Source organism: Photobacterium minamisatsumaniensis (genome assembly GCF_050336695.1).
GTDB classification, from domain to species: Bacteria; Pseudomonadota; Gammaproteobacteria; order Enterobacterales; family Vibrionaceae; genus Photobacterium; species Photobacterium minamisatsumaniensis.
This window is the reverse complement of sequence record NZ_JAKJSI010000018.1, coordinates 26309-43583: the sequence shown is the minus strand read 5'-3', so window position 1 is coordinate 43583 and position 17275 is coordinate 26309. Positions and strand designations below refer to the sequence as shown.

General features: G+C 41.9%; 17 protein-coding genes. 10 read left to right on the top strand and 7 right to left on the bottom strand.

Going from position 1 to position 17275, the window contains the following annotated elements; all coding sequences use genetic code 11:
• Window positions 1–57 precede the first annotated feature (57 nt).
• Together L4D78_RS09640 and L4D78_RS09635 are read left to right on the top strand one after the other, a co-directional pair.
• Window positions 58–810 carry an electron transfer flavoprotein subunit beta/FixA family protein gene (locus L4D78_RS09640; protein WP_428466717.1) on the top strand — a complete coding sequence of 251 codons (753 nt, stop codon included), beginning with the start codon at window positions 58–60 and terminating at the stop codon, window positions 808–810.
• Window positions 807–1742 (top strand): electron transfer flavoprotein subunit alpha/FixB family protein, encoded by a 936-nt coding sequence (locus tag L4D78_RS09635; protein WP_428466716.1) that lies wholly within the window; start codon window positions 807–809, stop codon window positions 1740–1742. Before L4D78_RS09640 ends, L4D78_RS09635 begins: the two co-directional genes overlap by 4 nt.
• An 11-nt stretch (window positions 1743–1753) precedes the next feature.
• Here the strand turns inward: L4D78_RS09635 and L4D78_RS09630 are convergent, their stop codons facing one another.
• Complete coding sequence (locus L4D78_RS09630; protein ID WP_428466715.1) at window positions 1754–2734, bottom strand: LysR family transcriptional regulator; 981 nt, start codon at window positions 2732–2734, stop codon at window positions 1754–1756.
• A 221-nt stretch (window positions 2735–2955) separates the two neighbouring features.
• Here L4D78_RS09630 and L4D78_RS09625 point away from each other — a divergent pair, with 221 nt between their 5' ends.
• Window positions 2956–4326 carry an MATE family efflux transporter gene (locus L4D78_RS09625; protein WP_428466714.1) on the top strand — a complete coding sequence of 457 codons (1371 nt, stop codon included), beginning with the start codon at window positions 2956–2958 and terminating at the stop codon, window positions 4324–4326.
• 61 nt (window positions 4327–4387) lie between these two features.
• On the opposite strand, the gene L4D78_RS09620 is transcribed toward L4D78_RS09625, so the two are convergent.
• Complete coding sequence (locus L4D78_RS09620) at window positions 4388–4798, bottom strand: SPOR domain-containing protein (RefSeq protein ID WP_428457926.1); 411 nt, start codon at window positions 4796–4798, stop codon at window positions 4388–4390.
• A gap of 377 nt (window positions 4799–5175) precedes the next feature.
• Here L4D78_RS09620 and L4D78_RS09615 point away from each other — a divergent pair, with 377 nt between their 5' ends.
• The 3 genes from L4D78_RS09615 (at window position 5176) to L4D78_RS09605 (ending at window position 7618) form a co-directional block, all read left to right on the top strand.
• Window positions 5176–6078: a S1/P1 nuclease gene (locus L4D78_RS09615; RefSeq protein ID WP_428466713.1), complete on the top strand. Its 903-nt coding sequence runs from the start codon at window positions 5176–5178 to the stop codon at window positions 6076–6078.
• A 181-nt stretch (window positions 6079–6259) separates the two neighbouring features.
• Window positions 6260–7285: a zinc-binding alcohol dehydrogenase family protein gene (locus L4D78_RS09610; RefSeq protein WP_428466712.1), complete on the top strand. Its 1026-nt coding sequence runs from the start codon at window positions 6260–6262 to the stop codon at window positions 7283–7285.
• A gap of 18 nt (window positions 7286–7303) precedes the next feature.
• A complete protein-coding gene (locus L4D78_RS09605; protein WP_428466711.1) occupies window positions 7304–7618 on the top strand; it encodes a DUF1330 domain-containing protein in 315 nt (104 codons plus the stop codon).
• Window positions 7619–7737: 119 nt separating this feature from the next.
• Here the strand turns inward: L4D78_RS09605 and L4D78_RS09600 are convergent, their stop codons facing one another.
• Window positions 7738–8676 (bottom strand): LysR family transcriptional regulator, encoded by a 939-nt coding sequence (locus L4D78_RS09600; RefSeq protein ID WP_428466710.1) that lies wholly within the window; start codon window positions 8674–8676, stop codon window positions 7738–7740.
• A 190-nt stretch (window positions 8677–8866) separates the two neighbouring features.
• Here L4D78_RS09600 and L4D78_RS09595 point away from each other — a divergent pair, with 190 nt between their 5' ends.
• The 4 genes from L4D78_RS09595 to L4D78_RS09580 all read left to right on the top strand — a co-directional run bounded on the left by L4D78_RS09595 (window position 8867) and on the right by L4D78_RS09580 (window position 11894).
• The gene (locus tag L4D78_RS09595; RefSeq protein ID WP_428466709.1) at window positions 8867–9250 is read left to right on the top strand and encodes a LexA family protein; all 384 of its coding nucleotides are present in this window, start codon (window positions 8867–8869) and stop codon (window positions 9248–9250) included.
• A 5-nt stretch (window positions 9251–9255) separates the two neighbouring features.
• Window positions 9256–10557, top strand: a complete 1302-nt coding sequence (locus tag L4D78_RS09590) for a Y-family DNA polymerase (protein WP_428466708.1) — start codon at window positions 9256–9258, stop codon at window positions 10555–10557.
• A 133-nt stretch (window positions 10558–10690) separates the two neighbouring features.
• Window positions 10691–11569: an alpha/beta hydrolase family protein gene (locus tag L4D78_RS09585; protein ID WP_428466707.1), complete on the top strand. Its 879-nt coding sequence runs from the start codon at window positions 10691–10693 to the stop codon at window positions 11567–11569.
• Window positions 11570–11684: 115 nt separating this feature from the next.
• Window positions 11685–11894 (top strand): hypothetical protein, encoded by a 210-nt coding sequence (locus tag L4D78_RS09580; protein ID WP_428466706.1) that lies wholly within the window; start codon window positions 11685–11687, stop codon window positions 11892–11894.
• Window positions 11895–11927: 33 nt separating this feature from the next.
• Here L4D78_RS09580 and L4D78_RS09575 read toward each other — a convergent pair whose 3' ends face one another.
• The 4 genes from L4D78_RS09575 to L4D78_RS09560 form a co-directional block, all read right to left on the bottom strand.
• Window positions 11928–12878, bottom strand: a complete 951-nt coding sequence (locus L4D78_RS09575; protein ID WP_428466705.1) for a YeiH family protein — start codon at window positions 12876–12878, stop codon at window positions 11928–11930.
• 102 nt (window positions 12879–12980) lie between these two features.
• Complete coding sequence (locus tag L4D78_RS09570; RefSeq protein WP_428466704.1) at window positions 12981–13304, bottom strand: YdbL family probable chaperone protein; 324 nt, start codon at window positions 13302–13304, stop codon at window positions 12981–12983.
• Window positions 13305–13322: 18 nt separating this feature from the next.
• Window positions 13323–13538 carry a YnbE family lipoprotein gene (locus tag L4D78_RS09565; protein ID WP_428457916.1) on the bottom strand — a complete coding sequence of 72 codons (216 nt, stop codon included), beginning with the start codon at window positions 13536–13538 and terminating at the stop codon, window positions 13323–13325.
• 36 nt (window positions 13539–13574) lie between these two features.
• The gene (locus L4D78_RS09560) at window positions 13575–17000 is read right to left on the bottom strand and encodes an intermembrane phospholipid transport YdbH family protein (protein ID WP_428466703.1); all 3426 of its coding nucleotides are present in this window, start codon (window positions 16998–17000) and stop codon (window positions 13575–13577) included.
• Window positions 17001–17275: the final 275 nt, after the last annotated feature.

The window sequence follows — 17275 nt, the reverse complement described above, 5'->3', positions numbered from 1 at the left end:
GAGTTCCGCTCGTTTGATATCACTATTGTCAGCGTGTCTTTTTAAAAGGAAATGCTTGTGAAGGTACTTGTCGCAGTTAAACGTGTTATCGATCCTTATGTCAAAGTCAGGGTTAAATCTGACGGCTCTGGTGTAGAGAAAAGTAATGTCAAAATGGCAATGAACCCATTTTGTGAAATTGCCGTAGAAGAAGCTGTTCGACTTAAAGAGGCGGGCCATGCTGATGAGGTTGTTGTTGTTTCAATTGGCGATTCATCTTGTCATGAGCAGCTACGAACAGCGCTAGCCTTAGGGGCCGATAAGGCGATTCATATTGAGGGTGATAGCGAGCTGGAACCATTAATGGTTGCAAAGTTACTGAATGCCTTGGTTGAAAAAGAACAGCCTAAGCTGGTGATGCTCGGTAAGCAGTCGATTGACTCCGATAACAACCAAGTGCCACAAATGTTGTCTGCTTTAATGCATTGCTCGTTGGCGACTTTCGCCTCTTCGATAGGTATTGATAGTGACGTTGTCACTGTTACTAAAGAAGTCGATGGTGGATTAGAAACCATCGCTTTGTCATTTCCAGCCGTTATTAGTACCGATCTTCGCTTGAATGAACCTCGTTATGCTTCTTTGCCTAATATCATGAAAGCTAAAAAAAAGCCGCTTGATGTCATCCCATTGATAGATCTCGGGGTCAACTTAAGAGCCCACCAGCAGGTTTTGTCTGTGATGCCACCGCCAGTGCGAGAGGCGGGTATACAAGTTAATTCAGTGAGTGAGCTTGTAGATAAACTGAGAAATCAAGCGAAGGTGATCGAATGAAGACATTAATTATTGCTGAGCATGATAATCAACGCTTAGCGACCGAGACACTAAAAACGATTGGGGCGGCAAAAGCGATTGGGGCTCCTATTGATGTGCTTGTGATGGGGTATCAGTGCGACGAGGTTGTACAGTCCGTGGCAAAGGCTGAAGGGGTTATCAGTGTATTGGTTGCTGATCATTCGTGTTACCAGCACCAGTTGGCTGAGAATGAATCAGATCTGGTTGCAGAGCTTGCGTCGTCTTATAGCCATATCCTTACGCCAGCGACGACGTTTGGGAAGAATCTTTTACCGCGTGTAGCCGCTTTGCTTGATGTTGGCTTATTATCTGATGTCATTTTGATTGAAAGTGACGATATTGTTGTTCGTCCAATCTATGCTGGTAATGCCTTAGCACGAGTACAATCGTTAGATGCAATAAAGCTAATAACGGTGCGTTCATCCTCGTTTTCAGCGGTATCCACCACGAGTGGCTCCAATAGTGCCAAGGTTGTTAGTATTGAACAGGTTATTATTAATGAATACACGAGGTTTGTTGGACTTGAGCAAGTGCAAAGTGAACGCCCTGAGCTAACGGCTGCTCGCGTTGTTGTATCTGGTGGACGCGGATTATCGAATAAAGAAAGTTTTGCCTTGATTGAACAATTGGCCGATAAACTTGGTGGGGCGGTTGGCGCATCGCGAGCGGCGGTTGATGCTGGCTTTGTATCTAACGATATGCAAGTTGGTCAAACAGGTAAAATCGTCGCCCCAGAGCTATACATTGCTGTTGGTATATCAGGCGCGATTCAGCATTTGGCTGGTATGAAAGACTCGAAAGTCATTGTTGCCATTAATAGTGATCCCGATGCCCCTATTTTTCAGATAGCAGATTACAGGTTGGTGGGTGACCTATTTGAAATACTGCCAGAGTTAATCGAGTCCCTTTAAGTTCAGCAAGGTTATTCTTTTATTTGCCAGCCATGCTCTTTTGCCATAGCAAAGAGCTGGCTTTGATCTTCTAGTTGCTCTTCCATTAACCACGACACAAAGCTCGTGACCGCGTCACTTTCTGTTGCCGTTTGGTAATAGTACTCCCAAGGACTTGTCGAAAGAATGATGGCGGACTCAGGCAGCTTTAAATAGCTTTGCTTTAGTTCATGCACCACAAGCATTAAGTCAGTGATAGTGACACCTTGTCCTGCCATACACGATGTTAGTGCCATATCTAAGGTATTAAAGATTATTTCAGGTTGGCTGCCCGTTGTACTTTTCTTGGTGTGTTGCTGTATACCATATTGCTTGAGCCATACATGCCAATCTGCTTTGTCGGCGGTTGGATGTAGTCGTGGATAACTCAGCAGCTCCTCAACCGTTAAAGGTTTGCTCGCATGTTCTGTTAGATGCTCCGAATAGACAGGAGCAAGGTACTCTTTGCGGATAAAGTGATCTTTAGTCCGTTTGTACGGATCCACGAGCATGTTATAAATGGCGATATCGAAATCGTCATCTTCTAATCGTACTTCTTCGCTGTTTAAGCTCATGCTTGAAGATAGCACGATATCTAACTCTGGGTAGCGTGCCTTAAAGGAATGTAAACGTGGGATCAGCCAGCGAACGGCAAAACTCATCGCGACCCTTACCCTCAGTGTGCTGCTTTCTTGGGCTTTTAGCTGCTGAACGGTGTGATTTAGCTCGCTGTATTGGCGTGTGAGCAGTTGTGCAATCTCTTTACCTTGAGGTGTTAGTTCTAGCGCACGGTGAAGGCGGTTAAACAACTGAAAATCAAAGTGTTGCTCAAGTTGACGGATCTGTCTGCTTACGGCACTTTGCGTGACATTCAGTTCTTCAGCAGCCGAGGTAAAACTTAAGTGCCGAGCTGCTGACTCAAAAACTTTCATTCCATTAAATGAAGTGGGAAGAAGTGCATGCCTTTTTCTCATGAATTTACCTTTCCTGAATACTATGTAATCGACTTTAGCATGAGTTTTATGAATGCCAAGGTACTATAAATGTCGTTTGAATCACAATTCAATTCGCAATAAATTAGCGCTATAAGTTATTGATTATCTCGCAGCACTCATCTGAATGTTTACTCAGCCTAGTTGACTCTCTCAATGGTTTGATTTCCCTCGATGTAACTGGCTGATTTATAGGAATAAAAATGAAGAAGTTGATCTATTTGGCTGTTCCGCTGATAGTTTCTCAGTTGGTAGCCCAATTACTGATGTTTACTGATGTTTGGATGATGGCTCAGTTAAGTATCCTCTCTATCGCTGGAGGTGGGCTAGGGGCTACGGTTTATTCAATCGTCTTTATTCTTGCTGGAAGTACCGTTGGTTGCGTAGCCAACTTAATTGCTATCGCTTATGGTAAGAAAATAAACCACCCTGAAGAAGGTGATGCTGAGGTTCGCTCATCACTTAAAGGGGGGATTTTACTGGCGTTAATTTTAACGGTGGCATTACAGCCTGTTTTCTTCTTGATGCATGACTTTTTGCTAGTTGCTAATCAAGATCCAGAAGCTGTTGTACTCGCCATGGTCTATATGGACGCTTTAAAATGGTCGATGTTTCCAACTTTAATGTTGTTGGTCTTGCGTAGTTTAGTCAGTGCATTTGGTGATACTCGTTCAGTCATGGTGATGTCGTTGGCAACCGTTGTGTTGAATGTACCATTGAGCTATTTGTTTGCCTTCCATTGGGATATGGGGCTGGCTGGTTTAGGGTACGGCACTTCTCTTGCTGCTTCTATTATTATGGTTGGTTATGCTTACTGGGTATTTACACGGGATAAGTATCGTATTTATAACCCGTTTAAACAGTTACATGAGTACAAGCTAGGTACAATGGTTCCACTTTTGGGTATCGGTGTGCCGATTATGATTGCCACCATGCTTGAACATACCTTGTTTTCTGGTGCCGTCTTACTGGCTGGTACGTTAGGCGCTGTCTCTTTAGCTATCCATCAAATTGCGATGCAATGTTTGAATTTATCATGGAATATAGCGTTTGGTTTTTCTCAGGCGGCCTCTATTTTAGTCAGTCAGCATTTTGGGCGTAACGAGATCGGCCTTGTTAAACGGTATGCTAAGCTAGGTTTAATTATGGTGACATCGACCAGTGCCGTGATTGGCGTGATGCTGAGTGCATGGCCCGAGTTTTTGACTCAGGTCTTTAGTATCGAAGGGGATGCGTTAGCATCAGAGTTAGTAACAGCGTTGCCGAGTGTCATGATTATGGTGGCAATGTGCTTCGTGGTTGATGCATGGCAGCTAGCGGCTATTAGTATTCTTCGTGGTATGAAAGTGGTTGTGGCACCGACTATCTCAACGGTTATAGGTTACTGGCTAATTGGTTTCCCTTCAGCATGGCTTCTCATGAAGTTTATGGGACTTGAAGGTGTTTGGGCTGGACTCGCGATTGGTTTAGCGGCAACAGGCGTTATGCTGGTTATTATTCTAATGCGCCACCTGAAAAAGCTTGAGCAAGTTGAAGCCCCAAGTGTTGATCAAGAAGCTGTGGTGATGACATAACAATAGAAAGGAAAACCCCTGATTGTGTTCACAATCAGGGGTTTTTGTGTTTGTAGAGAGGTTAACGAAGGCGGAATACGTCTGTTTGTTTGTCACTTTGTACATCAGCAAAACTACGAACAAAAGGCCCTTGTTGGCGAACCGCATTCGGTAGCTTTTCAATAACGGCTCTCGCTTCGTCTTTAGTCTCGAAATCACCGTATATCACGGCATACCAGCGGTAACCCTGACTTTTTTTCCAGTTAACCCAAATTGGCTGTTGGCCTTCAATATGATGAATGTAGTTTTTCACATCCACTTGTCGCTCTTCGGTGAGCGCTAGTACTTGAATGGTAAAACGATCAGGGTTCAGGTGGCCATAGGCTTGCTCTGACGTCATTGCGCCAATACATTCACTTTGTGTATGTGTGTTTTCTGTTGTTGAACAACCGGCTAATAGTAGAGCAGCCAGAAAAGCAAATATCTTTTGCACTAAATATCTCCCAAAAGTCCGTTTAAGATTGGTTGAAATTCTTTAATAGGTATAAGCGGCAAGTTTATCAATATGGGTAAGTTATTGATGCAGCTAAATACCTTATAGCGATCTGTTTGCTGGTTATCGCAGCAATTTTTGTTCGAAATTTCATCGTTTTAATAAATGGATACACTATGAAAAAGAATGATATACGTGCTCTAGTAGGTTCGTACTGCTTGGCTCTATTTTATTTGTATAGGGAATATTGCATGCGATGTAGTCAGACATGCGAGTGCGTGAATGAATAATCGTTTTTTTTCACGGTTCTATTTGACGAAATAGATTTCGGAATGCCTAATTACGCCACTCTGTAACAAAATGTAAATGAGATAATTGTGAGCAAGAAAAATATTGTTGTATCGGCTGTTGCGGCATTGATGTTGCTGCCTAGTGCAGCTCATGCGTGGAATTACCAAGGTCATGTGACGGTCGCTGAGATTGCATACCAGAACCTTAACTCAACGGCTCAAAAGCAAGTTGATGCGTTAGCAAGCAAGGCTTATTTGTCGTTACCCAAAGATATTCAAGACAAAATGGACAGCTTTGAAGGGGCTAGCCAATTTGCCAAGCTGGCAATGGTGCCTGATTTAATTCGTAAAGTTCCAGCTGTTGATGTTTGGCAGTCAATGGATGAGTCTATTCCAGCGACGCTGAATCAGTGGGATGAGAAAACAACAGGTGCTTGGCATTATATCAATCAAGCATACCCAGCAACTAGCCAGTGTGATTTTGTACATATTCCGAATATTAAGCTTGTTGCAAATTACTTATATGAAGACTTTAAACAAAACCCTCAAGCGGCGAGTTTAATGTTTATGAGTCATGTCGCGGGTGATTCCCATCAGCCAATGCACTCTATTTCTCAGAGTTTAAGTAAAACCGAGTGTGTGACTGATCTTGGCGCAAACAAGCATACGTTAAATATTCCACAAAAAGATCTTCATCATTTATGGGATAGCGGTATGGGCTTTTTAGACACGCCGTATAACATTCATGAACTAGCGAAACAGTTACAAGCAATAAACCCGAAAGAGTCGTTTGACCTAGGGGAAACTGCCAATGTTGAATTATGGCTTGAAGAAAGTTATCAGCTGGCTGACTTTGGTTATAGCGTCGAAATTGATAGCACACCATCAGAGGCACATTATAGCCAAGGTACTAAGTACGTGAAGCAGCGTTTATCTCAGGCAGGCTACCGTTTAGCCGACGAGCTTAATGCAGCCTTTGCTGAAAAGTAGATCAATTACTTATCCAGATTGGTATTAAATCCCAAATGCCCCAATCATTATGGATTAATTATTCCATAATGATTGGCTTTTCTGGCTCTTTTTCAATAGCCTGAAACCCTGCAGTATAAGCCTCATCGACACGATTCTTAGCGAAGCGCAGTTCAACGTCATTAACGGTGTGAGGCAAATCATGAAAGCAATTGGTTATCAACAAAACCTTCCTGTATCAAATGAATTATCACTACAAGATATAGAACTAGAAATGCCAACGGCAACTGGCCGTGATGTGTTAGTTGAAGTTAAAGCCATTTCTGTAAACCCTGTAGATTATAAAGTTCGGCAAGGTATGTCACCCGCTGAAGGTGAGTGGAAAGTTCTCGGGTTCGATGCTGCTGGTATCGTGAAATCGGTAGGCGAAAATGTCTCATTATTTAAGCCTGGCGATAAAGTATGGTATGCCGGTGACATTACTCGCTCAGGGAGTAATTCACAGTTTCAATTGGTTGATGAGCGTATTGTTGGGCATATGCCAAATTCTTTATCATTCAGTGAAGCGGCTGCATTGCCACTCACAACGATAACCGCTTGGGAGTTGTTGTTTGACCGTTTACAGGTTAAAAAAAACGATGCGAGTAAGCGTATTTTAGTGATTGGCGCGGCTGGAGGGGTTGGTTCAATCATGGTTCAACTGCTTAAACAATTGACCAAGCTTGACGTTATTGCGACAGCATCTCGCCCTGAAACGATTTCATGGTTAGAGGATTTGGGGGCCGACCATATTATTAATCACCGAAACCCATTGAGCGAAGAGTTTGCAGATAAGCAATTGCCTGAAGTAGATTATGTTGTCAGCCTGAATAATACTGACCAGCACCTTGTTGATATTGAAAAAGTGATTAAACCGCAGGGTAAATTTTCACTTATCGATGACCCAGAAAAATTAGACATTATGCCTTTTAAAACAAAGTCGGTGTCTATTCATTGGGAATTGATGTTCACACGTTCAATTTTTCAAACAGAAGATATGCAAGCTCAGCATGATCTATTGAATGATGTTGCTGCTTTAATTGATGCAGGTCGATTAAAAACCACTGTCGGTGATCATTTTGGCATGATTAACGCCGAGAATTTACGTAAGGCACATCAATTATTAGAAACACAAAAAGCCAAGGGTAAAATTGTGCTTGAAGGTTTCAAGCAGGCGAATGGCTTTTAACTAACATAGGATATATAAATGACAGCTTTTCTTATTGTAACTTATGACATTACTGACGCAGAGTTATACGCACAGTACAACCCAGGCTCGAATCACATAACAGGACGTACGATTGCGAAACACGGCGGGGAGCTTATTGTTGCGACCAATGATGGTATTCAACCCAGTGGCGATAAAGCTGAAATGAAAGTAATAATTCAATTTCCAAGTCGTGACGCTGCGCAGGCTTGGCATGATGATCCTGAGTATGCAGAAGTAAAGGCGATCCGTTTAGCATCCACCAATAACGTGAATACATTTATTGTTGATAAATTTGCTATGCCCAGCGAGTAGGCTGGTAAATATTAACAATTAAATACTTAGGCATACTTCGGTGTTCTTAGGTGTAGCTATAAAGGCGGACTGTTATGCAGTTCGCCTTTTTGTTATCCATTGTCTCGCCTTGATATACGTTAGCGCTTGAGATTAGGAACGTTCTTTTCCCAGCGTGGAGGCGTACCGACGTGCTCTTGTACTGCCTTAATAAACTCTTTGACTAGCATGGTTTGCTTTCTATGTGGATAAACGGCGTAAATCGCGGTGTCCATTGTTGAAATGGTATAGTCAGGAAGAAGTTGTACCATATCGAGTTCATCGATAGGTTGTTCTAAGTTAGATAGGTCAACCATGGCGTACCCAAGCCCATCTTTAACTGCGCCGATCATGGTTCTGACATCACTGACTTTATAATTACCTACCATTTTAAAATCTTTAAACTTTTGGCTGTTTGGGGTTTCACTTATGTTGAGTTGATTCAGTGTGACATTACCGTTTCCATAAATAACTGCGGGTAGAGCAATGAGATCTTCCGGTGTTTCTGGGTTTCCATGTTGATCGATAAACGACGTTGACGCGATAAGAGCAAAGTGGGTGTCGGCTATTTTTTTTGCGATTAAGTTCGACTCTCTGAGTTTGCCAAGCCTAAAAGCCAAGTCAAAATGGTCGGATATAATATCTGCTACTTTATCATCTAGTGACAATGTCACCTTTACGTTGGGGTAGGTTTTCATGAATCGAGATAAAATAGGCTGCAGGTACTGTTGGCCAAAATAGATGGGAGAAGTGATCCGCAAGATCCCTTTTGGCTCTGATTGATAAGAATCTGCAATGTTTTGGATTTGATTCAGTGTGTCATGCAAAACTTGTGATTGTTCGAAAATTTCTTCCCCGGCAGAGGTCAGAGAAAACGATCGGGTAGAGCGATTGAGTAATTGTACACCGAGTGTCGATTCTAATTTTTTGATTTGCTTCGACAATGAAGAGTTATCCATGTCGTGAAGTGTTGCTGCTTTGGTGAATGAGCCTTGCTGTACAACATCCAAAAATAATAAGAGTTGGTTGCTAGTGGACATTGTTTTTCCTCGATTCTTTTCCCTTCATCTAAGTTTTTGATTATAGCGATAATGTCCTCTGAGACACTGTATTTTTAATAAATTGCTTACTGAATGTTCAATTGCAGACAAAAGGTCGAGATGAATCGTGACTATAGTGCTGCTTTTTGATTAAACTGTATATATGTACAGTGTTGTGTGGTGCTGAATAATGAATGCAGTTCCTTTATTTATTGAGTCTGTAGCGTGTGGCTTTCCTTCACCGGCTGATGGACATCAAGAGGATCTCGATCTCGACAGTTACTTGATCAGAAACCCGAATGCGACGTTTTTGTTGCGAGCTTCTGGTGAGTCTATGGTTGGGGCTGGAATTTACGATGGTGATTTATTAGTGGTAGACAGAGCAGAACCAGTGGTGCCTGGACGGATAGTTATTGTCAGAATTTATGATGAATTTACGTGTAAACGGCTCGTTCGGCATGATGAATCATGGTGGTTGGTGGCAGAAAATCCGAGCTTTAAGCCTTTTCCTATGCCTGAAGATTCAGAGATATTCGGGGTGGTAACGCGCAATATTCATAACCTGCTGGAGTAAAGATAATGGCTTCATTGTCAGGATACCGTGATCAAGTCTGGGCGCTGGTGGATGCGAAGAGTTTCTATTGTTCTTGTGAGCAGCTTTTTGACCCGAAACTCGTTAATAAGCCTGTCGTGGTGCTGAGTAATAATGATGGCTGCTGTGTGGCACTGTCATCAGAAGCGAAAGCGTTGGGTATTCAGCGTGGTGCACCATGGTTCAAAATTGAACGTGAAGCAAGGAGGATGGGCGTTGAGGTAAGAAGCTCTAATTATACGCTTTATGCTGATATGAGCCGGCGATTTATCGAAGAGCTTCATCGTTTTTCGCCACATGTTGAACAATATTCAATCGATGAAGCATTTGTTCGTTTAGATGGCTTTAAGCTTGACGGACTTACGCAATATGGCCATGAAATACGTGACACCATTGAGCGACACCTAGGATTGCCTGTGCGGGTTGGTATTGGGCCGACGCCGACACTGGCTAAGCTTGGCAATCAGGCTGCAAAACAGTATGAGTCTAAAGTGAAGGGCGTTATTCAAATAGATTCTGATCATCGGCGTAACTGGTTGTTGGCGCGAACCGATATACAAGATATTTGGGGGGTTGGTGCACGAACCGCAACGCGCCTACGAACTTCTGGCGTGACGAATGCGCTTCAATTAGCTGAAAAAGATCCAGCGGATATGCGGCGGTTATGGAATGTGGGTCTGGCTCGTACGGTATTGGAATTACAAGGTATTGCTTGTATTAGCCCCGGTGACATTGATGAAAGGCGTAAGCAGATTTTATCAAGCCGTAGCTTTGGTGTAGGAATTAGTGATCTTGATGATCTGAAAGCTGCGTTAGCTTTTCATTGTCAAAGAGCCGGAGAAAAGTTACGGAAACAAAGCAGTCAGGCCGGTGTTGTTGGAATATTCTTGCGTACCAACCGCTACAAAGATTTACCTCAACATAATAAAAGTAGTGCGCGAGTACTGATGTGCCCGAGTCAAGATACCTATAAATTTTTGTCTTCAGCTTTGGAGCAGCTGGGTCAAATGTATCGACCTGGTTATGAATACCAGAAAATAGGGGTGATCCTTGATGAGCTTACAGATGCAAAGAATGATCAATTTCAGTTCGATATGTTTGATACCAGCGCTTTGGCGGAAATGAAACGAAGGGATCTAATGGCGATAACCGACCAAATGAATGCTCGATTTAAAAATGGCATTAAACCAGCCTCTGTTATTGGTTCAACGAATTGGCATATGCGGCAGGCTTTTCGTTCTAACCGCTGGACAACGCGTTTGGATGAGCTGCAAGTTGCAAAGTGTTAGCGGCTGAACGTGATGTAACTTCGGGGGTAATTTATTGTTATGACTCGAATAAATAATAAATCACTCGTGCTTTTTAATTGCGGTTTGGGTTATGTATTGATCATCAGGGTAAGATATTTATAAAGTGATCGGTATGAATTCCACGTTCCATATATTTCAAAAAATGCGGCTATTTCCTTTTTCATTTCTCTTATTGTTTACGGTGCTTGCTGGGTGTACATCGACGCTGCAAAAAGAGGCATTACTCGCGTATAAAGTACGTGAGCCACTTAACCTTGAACAATATCAGCAGGCTAATTGGTTCCAACCCAGCAAGCATACGATAAAGACAATGACCGTAACACATGATGATGGACTAGTGGTGAAAGGGCTTCGGCTATCAGTTCATGGCAGTGAAAATACCGTGTTGTATTTTGGCGGTGCACCTTATCAAGAAGGCTTAAGCAAGGCAGATATTCTTGGACAGTTTGCTTTTTTAGGGTTGAATGTCATTGCCATTAATAATCGAGGGTTAGATAGCCATGGTGAATGGCCGTCACTCCAACGGCTAAAAGTCGATGCGGACAACGTTTATGATCAGGTTAGGCAAGCGCATCCTCATGATTTCTTGATTGTACATGGTACAGCGATGAGTAATTTCTGGGTTTCAGACATCGCCTCTCGATATGATATGAATGCTATCGTTGTAGAAGGTGTTATAACGAATTTTGAAGAGGCCATTGAGCAGCAGCCGTGGTGGAACCGGTGGAAAAAGTACAACAACATTGCTGATGAGCTGCAATCTTTAGATATTTATCAATCACTCTCTGGCTATGAAGGCCCCGTGTTGCTACTGGCGAGCGAAAATGATCCTTGGTCTACACCGGGGCTAAATCAGAAATTACATGGCACTATTTCTAGTTTGAAAAAATCGATTGAAACAATTTCAACTGCTGAACCAACAGACCTATTGATGCAAGATGATACATTGGCCGCTTATATGATGTTTGTGAAAAAGTATGGTTATGAGTAAAAGCCATATAACCAATCTCTCTGTCATAGAGTGAAAGCGAATTTCTGATTATATCCATATCGTTAATACTGCTACTTAATCATTAGAAATAGAGTTTAAGAGAGTGGCGTTTACGATGATGTTCAAATGGATAGGTGTTGTTATTGGGTTGCTTGGTTTTTCTTTAATAACAACAGGCTTAACAAGCGCATTGCTTCACCTAGCGGCTTTTTTTATTGTGTTGCGAATTGGGGTCAAAAAGGCAAAAGAAGGGACGCTGAAATCACGAGAGCGGCATAATACTCAAGCGCTGAGTAAATCCGACAAGATTGACGTTACACCGTAGCGTCAATCTTACCGTTAATTTTATCGCTAAAGATTATATCGCGAGTTGGATATAGGCGAGTGATCCTCCGCCAATACACATCCATAATATGATACCAAGCAGCAGAGGCTGAAGGCCTGCCGTTCTTAGTTTTTGAACCGTTATTCCGGAACCAATCAAAAACAGACAAACAACCAGCATTCGCTTAGAAAACGTGAATATTTGTTGGTATATCGATTGAAAATCGGGTAACGCATATGCAACCAAAATAGCTAGGCAATAGAATAGAATAAAGTATGGAATACTGATTTTCTTTCTGTCGCCCTTAAATAGAAGTGCACTGAGTAAAGCAAGAGGGATGATCCAAAGCGCCCGGGCCAGTTTTAATGTTGTCGCGGTTTTAAGTGCTTCATCACCATAAGCACCAGCAGCACCGACAACTGATGAGGTGTCGTGAATGGCGATAGCTGCCCATGTACCAAATGCATGTTGGCTCATTTCTAATGCGTGACCGATAACGGGAAAAATGAACAGTGCAATGGCATTGAGCACAAAAACAGTGGCGAGTGCTAGCGAGGTTTGATCGTCTCGTGCATTAATGGCTGGAGCGACAGCTGCAATGGCACTGCCACCACAAATGGCAGTTCCTGAAGCAATGAGGTGACCCGTTTTTTTATCCAGTCGTAGCAGTTTTGTTAGAGCAAAACCGAGTACTAAGGTAAAGAAAATAGACCCAACAATTAGGCCAAAGCCTTGTTGGCTTGCTGCAACGGCCTGATCAAGGTGAATACCAAAACCAAGGCCAATAATAGAATAAGACAATAATTTTTTGGTTAAAGCAGCAAGATTAAATTGTGTTGGTACAAGACCTAATGTTGCTAGGGTGAATCCCAGTATGAGAGCGATGGGGGAGCTAATAAAAGGCAGCAGGCAAAGCAGTGCAACAGCAATAAACAGATAGTCTGATTTAGTGCATCTAGAAAACGTATTATATAGTTGTGACATGAAAGTTCGATAGACGACATTAATGTCGTGCGAGTATACGAGGAATGGATAGTTCGTGAAATTTAAAACTTTTGATACTAGGGTTAAATTTAATTGAACGCGTTACTTTTGAACCCATTTCCCAGAGGCATTTTGGTAGTAGTGTCCAGGATCAGTTTTTTCGACTGCTTTTTTATGTGCAATTTGACCAACTTCACGCGGTGATAAACCATGGGATACTGCAATTTTCTTAAACCGTTCTTTGCGTCGGTTGTTAACAGTCGATACTAGTTGCTTAACTTCTTGTGATGGTCGAGATGTCACTGGCGCAATAAATCCAGAGTTTGTCTCTCCGACTAACCCTTGATCTTTGGCTTGTTGCAAATCTAACGCAAACGCGTTGAATGATATTAAAATGGGAATAAAAAAGATCAGTAAATTCTTCATGGCATGCTCCCTGCCTGATTAGAATACATCGTCATCACTGAATAAGTCATCAATTTCCTTATCAACTTTAATCCGGATTTCATGCTCAATTTTTACATTTAAATTAACTTCAATGGGTTTGTCTGAAGCGGCAACTTGTACTGTTGGTGTACAACCAGACAATGAAGATACCATTAACATGCTAAATAATGCTAAGAGAATCGGTATATAGAAAAGCTTAAGTTGAATATCCATTAGCTACAACCCTATTAAAACCGCAAGCGCAAAATGCTACTCATCTATACCAAGCTGCTTTAAAAACATACTTTCCAGCTTCGAAGAATTGATGACACTGAGTGTCTTTAGTAATGCTGGAATATCATCTTCAATATTGAGGTTCAAGTTAATGGGCTGTCCTTTTAAAAAGTCAGGATTATGCCCTTTAAATCGAGAACTCATATTGAGTTGACCTTCTTTAGAATAGTCTAGATCAACCGATAATGAGTGGTAGTTATAATTTTTGAGAATCCGACTAATCATTGCAAGGCTATTTTCACCGGCGGCTTCGATATTTTGGTCGATTTTTGAGCCTTCTTTGTATTTTAAGATCCCCCCGGGATAACGAGCGTGAAGTGTGCCATTTGTCACCACGGGAAGGCCATCGCTAAAGGCCAAAGGTAGTGTGCCATCTAACGTTCCCGTGGCTTCAATATCTTTTAAATCAATACTTTCTATAAGTTCGGTTAAATCTAAACCATGAATGATAATAGGTGTTGTTGGGATATGACGTAGGCTATTGCTTTGAACGTCATGAATGCTTATAGAACCGCCCAAGCTGTATGCATTTGCTCGACGTAATCTGTAACGTGATGCTTGTGTATCAAACTCGAGAATGGCGAAGAGATTCTCAAGCAATACGCCTGCATGTAAATAGCCAGCATGAATGCTGATAGGGTGGATAGATCGAATACCGAGCGGGGTTATTTGTGATGTTAAGGCAATATTGACATCGGCAAAATGAATATTATTAACATAGCCACTTAACCCGTCAGTGAAAACGCCAACCTTACCTGTCCATTGATTATTCCGGCGTGAAAACTTGGCATCAAAACTAACGGTTCCGCTGTTCAAATCATAGGTCGTTGGTAGACGAGGTAAAAAGTACTTTTTCAGCGTTTTTTTAGAGGTAAAGACAATGTCGTTACGGTGTAGCGTTATATCCGCCTCTTGAGATTTGATATTGTAGCGAACTTTAAACGGTAATAAGCGAACCTTTTTGTTATTCGTTGTGTTGCCGTCAATAACGATATTGTCGTTAAGGTACGTCAAAGCGCCGCTCGCAAACATTGAAGGCAGTGGCTGGGCATTTTGAGTTATGTTAACCCCAATATGATAATCGCTACTTAGCTGGAAATTTGACACTGTTTGCGGTGCCTGTTTGTCACTAAACAGGCTCGATAATGTACTGTTTGACAATGTGGCTATTACTTTACTTTGGTATTTTTGTACAGGAAGCTGGTTCTTATTTTGTTGGGTATTTTTTTTGTTCTTTGACTGTCGGCGTGTTGATTCAGTTTTACTATCAGTGATCAGTTGTTGTGCCGAGATATTTGCGGTAATAGATAAAGGTTTATCTTGAATTTTCACGGTTAGATTTTGGGGGGTATTGTTAGCAAATCGTTGTGTGACATTGATACGTTCGGCAATAAGTTGCACTTTATCGGCTTTAGCTTCGACCCAAGTGCCTCCTAAATACATTTGTACGGTTTCTACATTCACCTGTGATTGGTTAAGCTCGGCATCAAGCGTGTTAGCAGTCCAATGAATGGCAATAGCACTCTGTGCTGTAATATTGTTTAAGGCGATTTCTGGCGAAGGAAATAGTGTGCCAATCGCACTCTCAATATGCAGCTTTGAGTGACATTGTAACTTTTCTTGGGGGGGGGCAGCGTCTTTTTGTGGATTTCGTTTTTTTACTTTTAAGCTAAACGGTATTTGACAGTTGAGCGTTGAAATCTTCGTTGTAAATTGGCTATCAATTTCTTGGTTAGAGAAAGACAGTACCTCTGGCTTATTGGTTGAGGTTGTTTTTTCATCAAGACTTAAACGAACTTGGTCATTTTCATAAATAGCATTTAATGTGAGCGTACCATCGGTACGAAGAGCAACTGAAGAGACGCGCCGCTCTAATTGTGTTGCCGTATTCAGTGCTGGGTGCTGAAAAGCATATTGGTTCAAATTGACATTAATACTCTCGGGTAAAACAATCTGGATACGGTAATGAGTGCTTAATACATCTTGGTATTGATAGTAAGAGGATTGAGGCGCTATCGTATCGGTGTCAGCGGTCTGAGTTTTTTTGCGAGGTGGTGCGAGTTGAAGGCTGGTTTGAGTTGCAATCAATTCTATGGGTTTATTTAAGGCCGCATGAGGCATATCAAACAACTTTAATTTGTTAGTGAAATCTTGGGTGTGTTTGAAGTTTGCGCTGCAGTTCAGTTTTTTGGGTAAGGGGCTTGAGAAGTTAACATCGGCTTGGCAATCAAGGCTGTTACCTTTTGGTCCCGAGATAGTGCCAGAAAAGCGAGCGTCAAGATTGCCAGTATGCTTTACCAGTACATCAATATTATAAGGGTCAGGCCCAAGAGCCTGGCCTTTTAAGTGCAACTTAGCTTTTTTATTCGGTTTATTCATTCGTTCTCTGGGTGTCTCTAGCACTAATCGTGATCGAATGATTAATTCACCATAACTGAATTGTTTAATTTTTACCTTTTGTAATGGCAGCTGGGCAAGACTTGCTATTGCCCTACCTAAATGGATGCCATCGTGCTCATCGTCTGGTTTTTCAATGAACTCGGGGAGACTTGCTGGTTGGTCAATGGCTAGGGTGTCTGCTGTGAGCTTTATCGTCGTGGTGAGTTGGCTAAGATCAGCTCGAAACGTAATATTTTCGCCATGTTGTTGAAATTGGTGTGTTGTTGATGGCCATTGTGGCTTCAAACTGTCGATATGCACGCTAAGGGGTGTGTTGTATGGTTGCCAGCTAATTGAAAAGTGCGTTTTATTGATATCAATAGGGTATTGATGAGTATGAACATCAGCTGGGTGCAGGGCTGTAAGGTGTGCCGTATTAAAGTCACCTGTTAATGTGACAAAAGGTTCCGTCGTTAACACAAGGTTGAGGTCATGTACCCGTTGCTGAATAGGCTGAGCACTTTTTCCCTTTAGATGCATCGAGGCCAACCGAGCATTGGCGCTGAAAACATAGGGGGGGGAGAGATCGGTTAAGTTGAACGTGACATCGTATAAATCAATGTCGCTCATTGTAACGCCTTGCTGGCGCGTGACTTGTCGAAGCGATGGTGCAAGCCGAACTTTTGTATGTTCTGACGTTAAGCGCCAAGAGGCATCAGAAATGGCGCTTTCATCATCAACGAAATGCTCTAGTACCAACTGCTTCATTGTAATGGTATAGCTGTTAATTGATATCGCAAGCTCATTAATGACAATACGTTTGCCTAAGCTGATCCCAGAAATAGCATTAATTTCGATACCTTTTGTTGCTAGCCAAGGGGGAAGCAATATCGCTGGAATGATGATTAAGGCTATTAGAAAACAAAACCCATAAAAAAACACCCTGACTTTACGACGACGTCGAGGGGAAGGAGGACGTGGTGATGATGGTGTTCTATTAGCGTTCTCTTCGGTGTTTTCCATGAACTCAACATACAACAAAAATAAGCATAATTAGCGAGTCGCTAATATAAGCATAATCGGTGTTGCTAAAGTTGTTACATAAATTAATCCTATTTATTGTTGGGGCTCAATGTTATGCACACATGATTATAAGCTGTCGTGTAATAATGAATTTTGCAGGATAAAATATCGAACTTTGAAAAAACCATTGAAATATAGTGATTTTTTTATTGTTTTTTTTGTGGGTTTAACCTGATAACCACGTTGTTGATATACTTATTATTGACATCATTGAC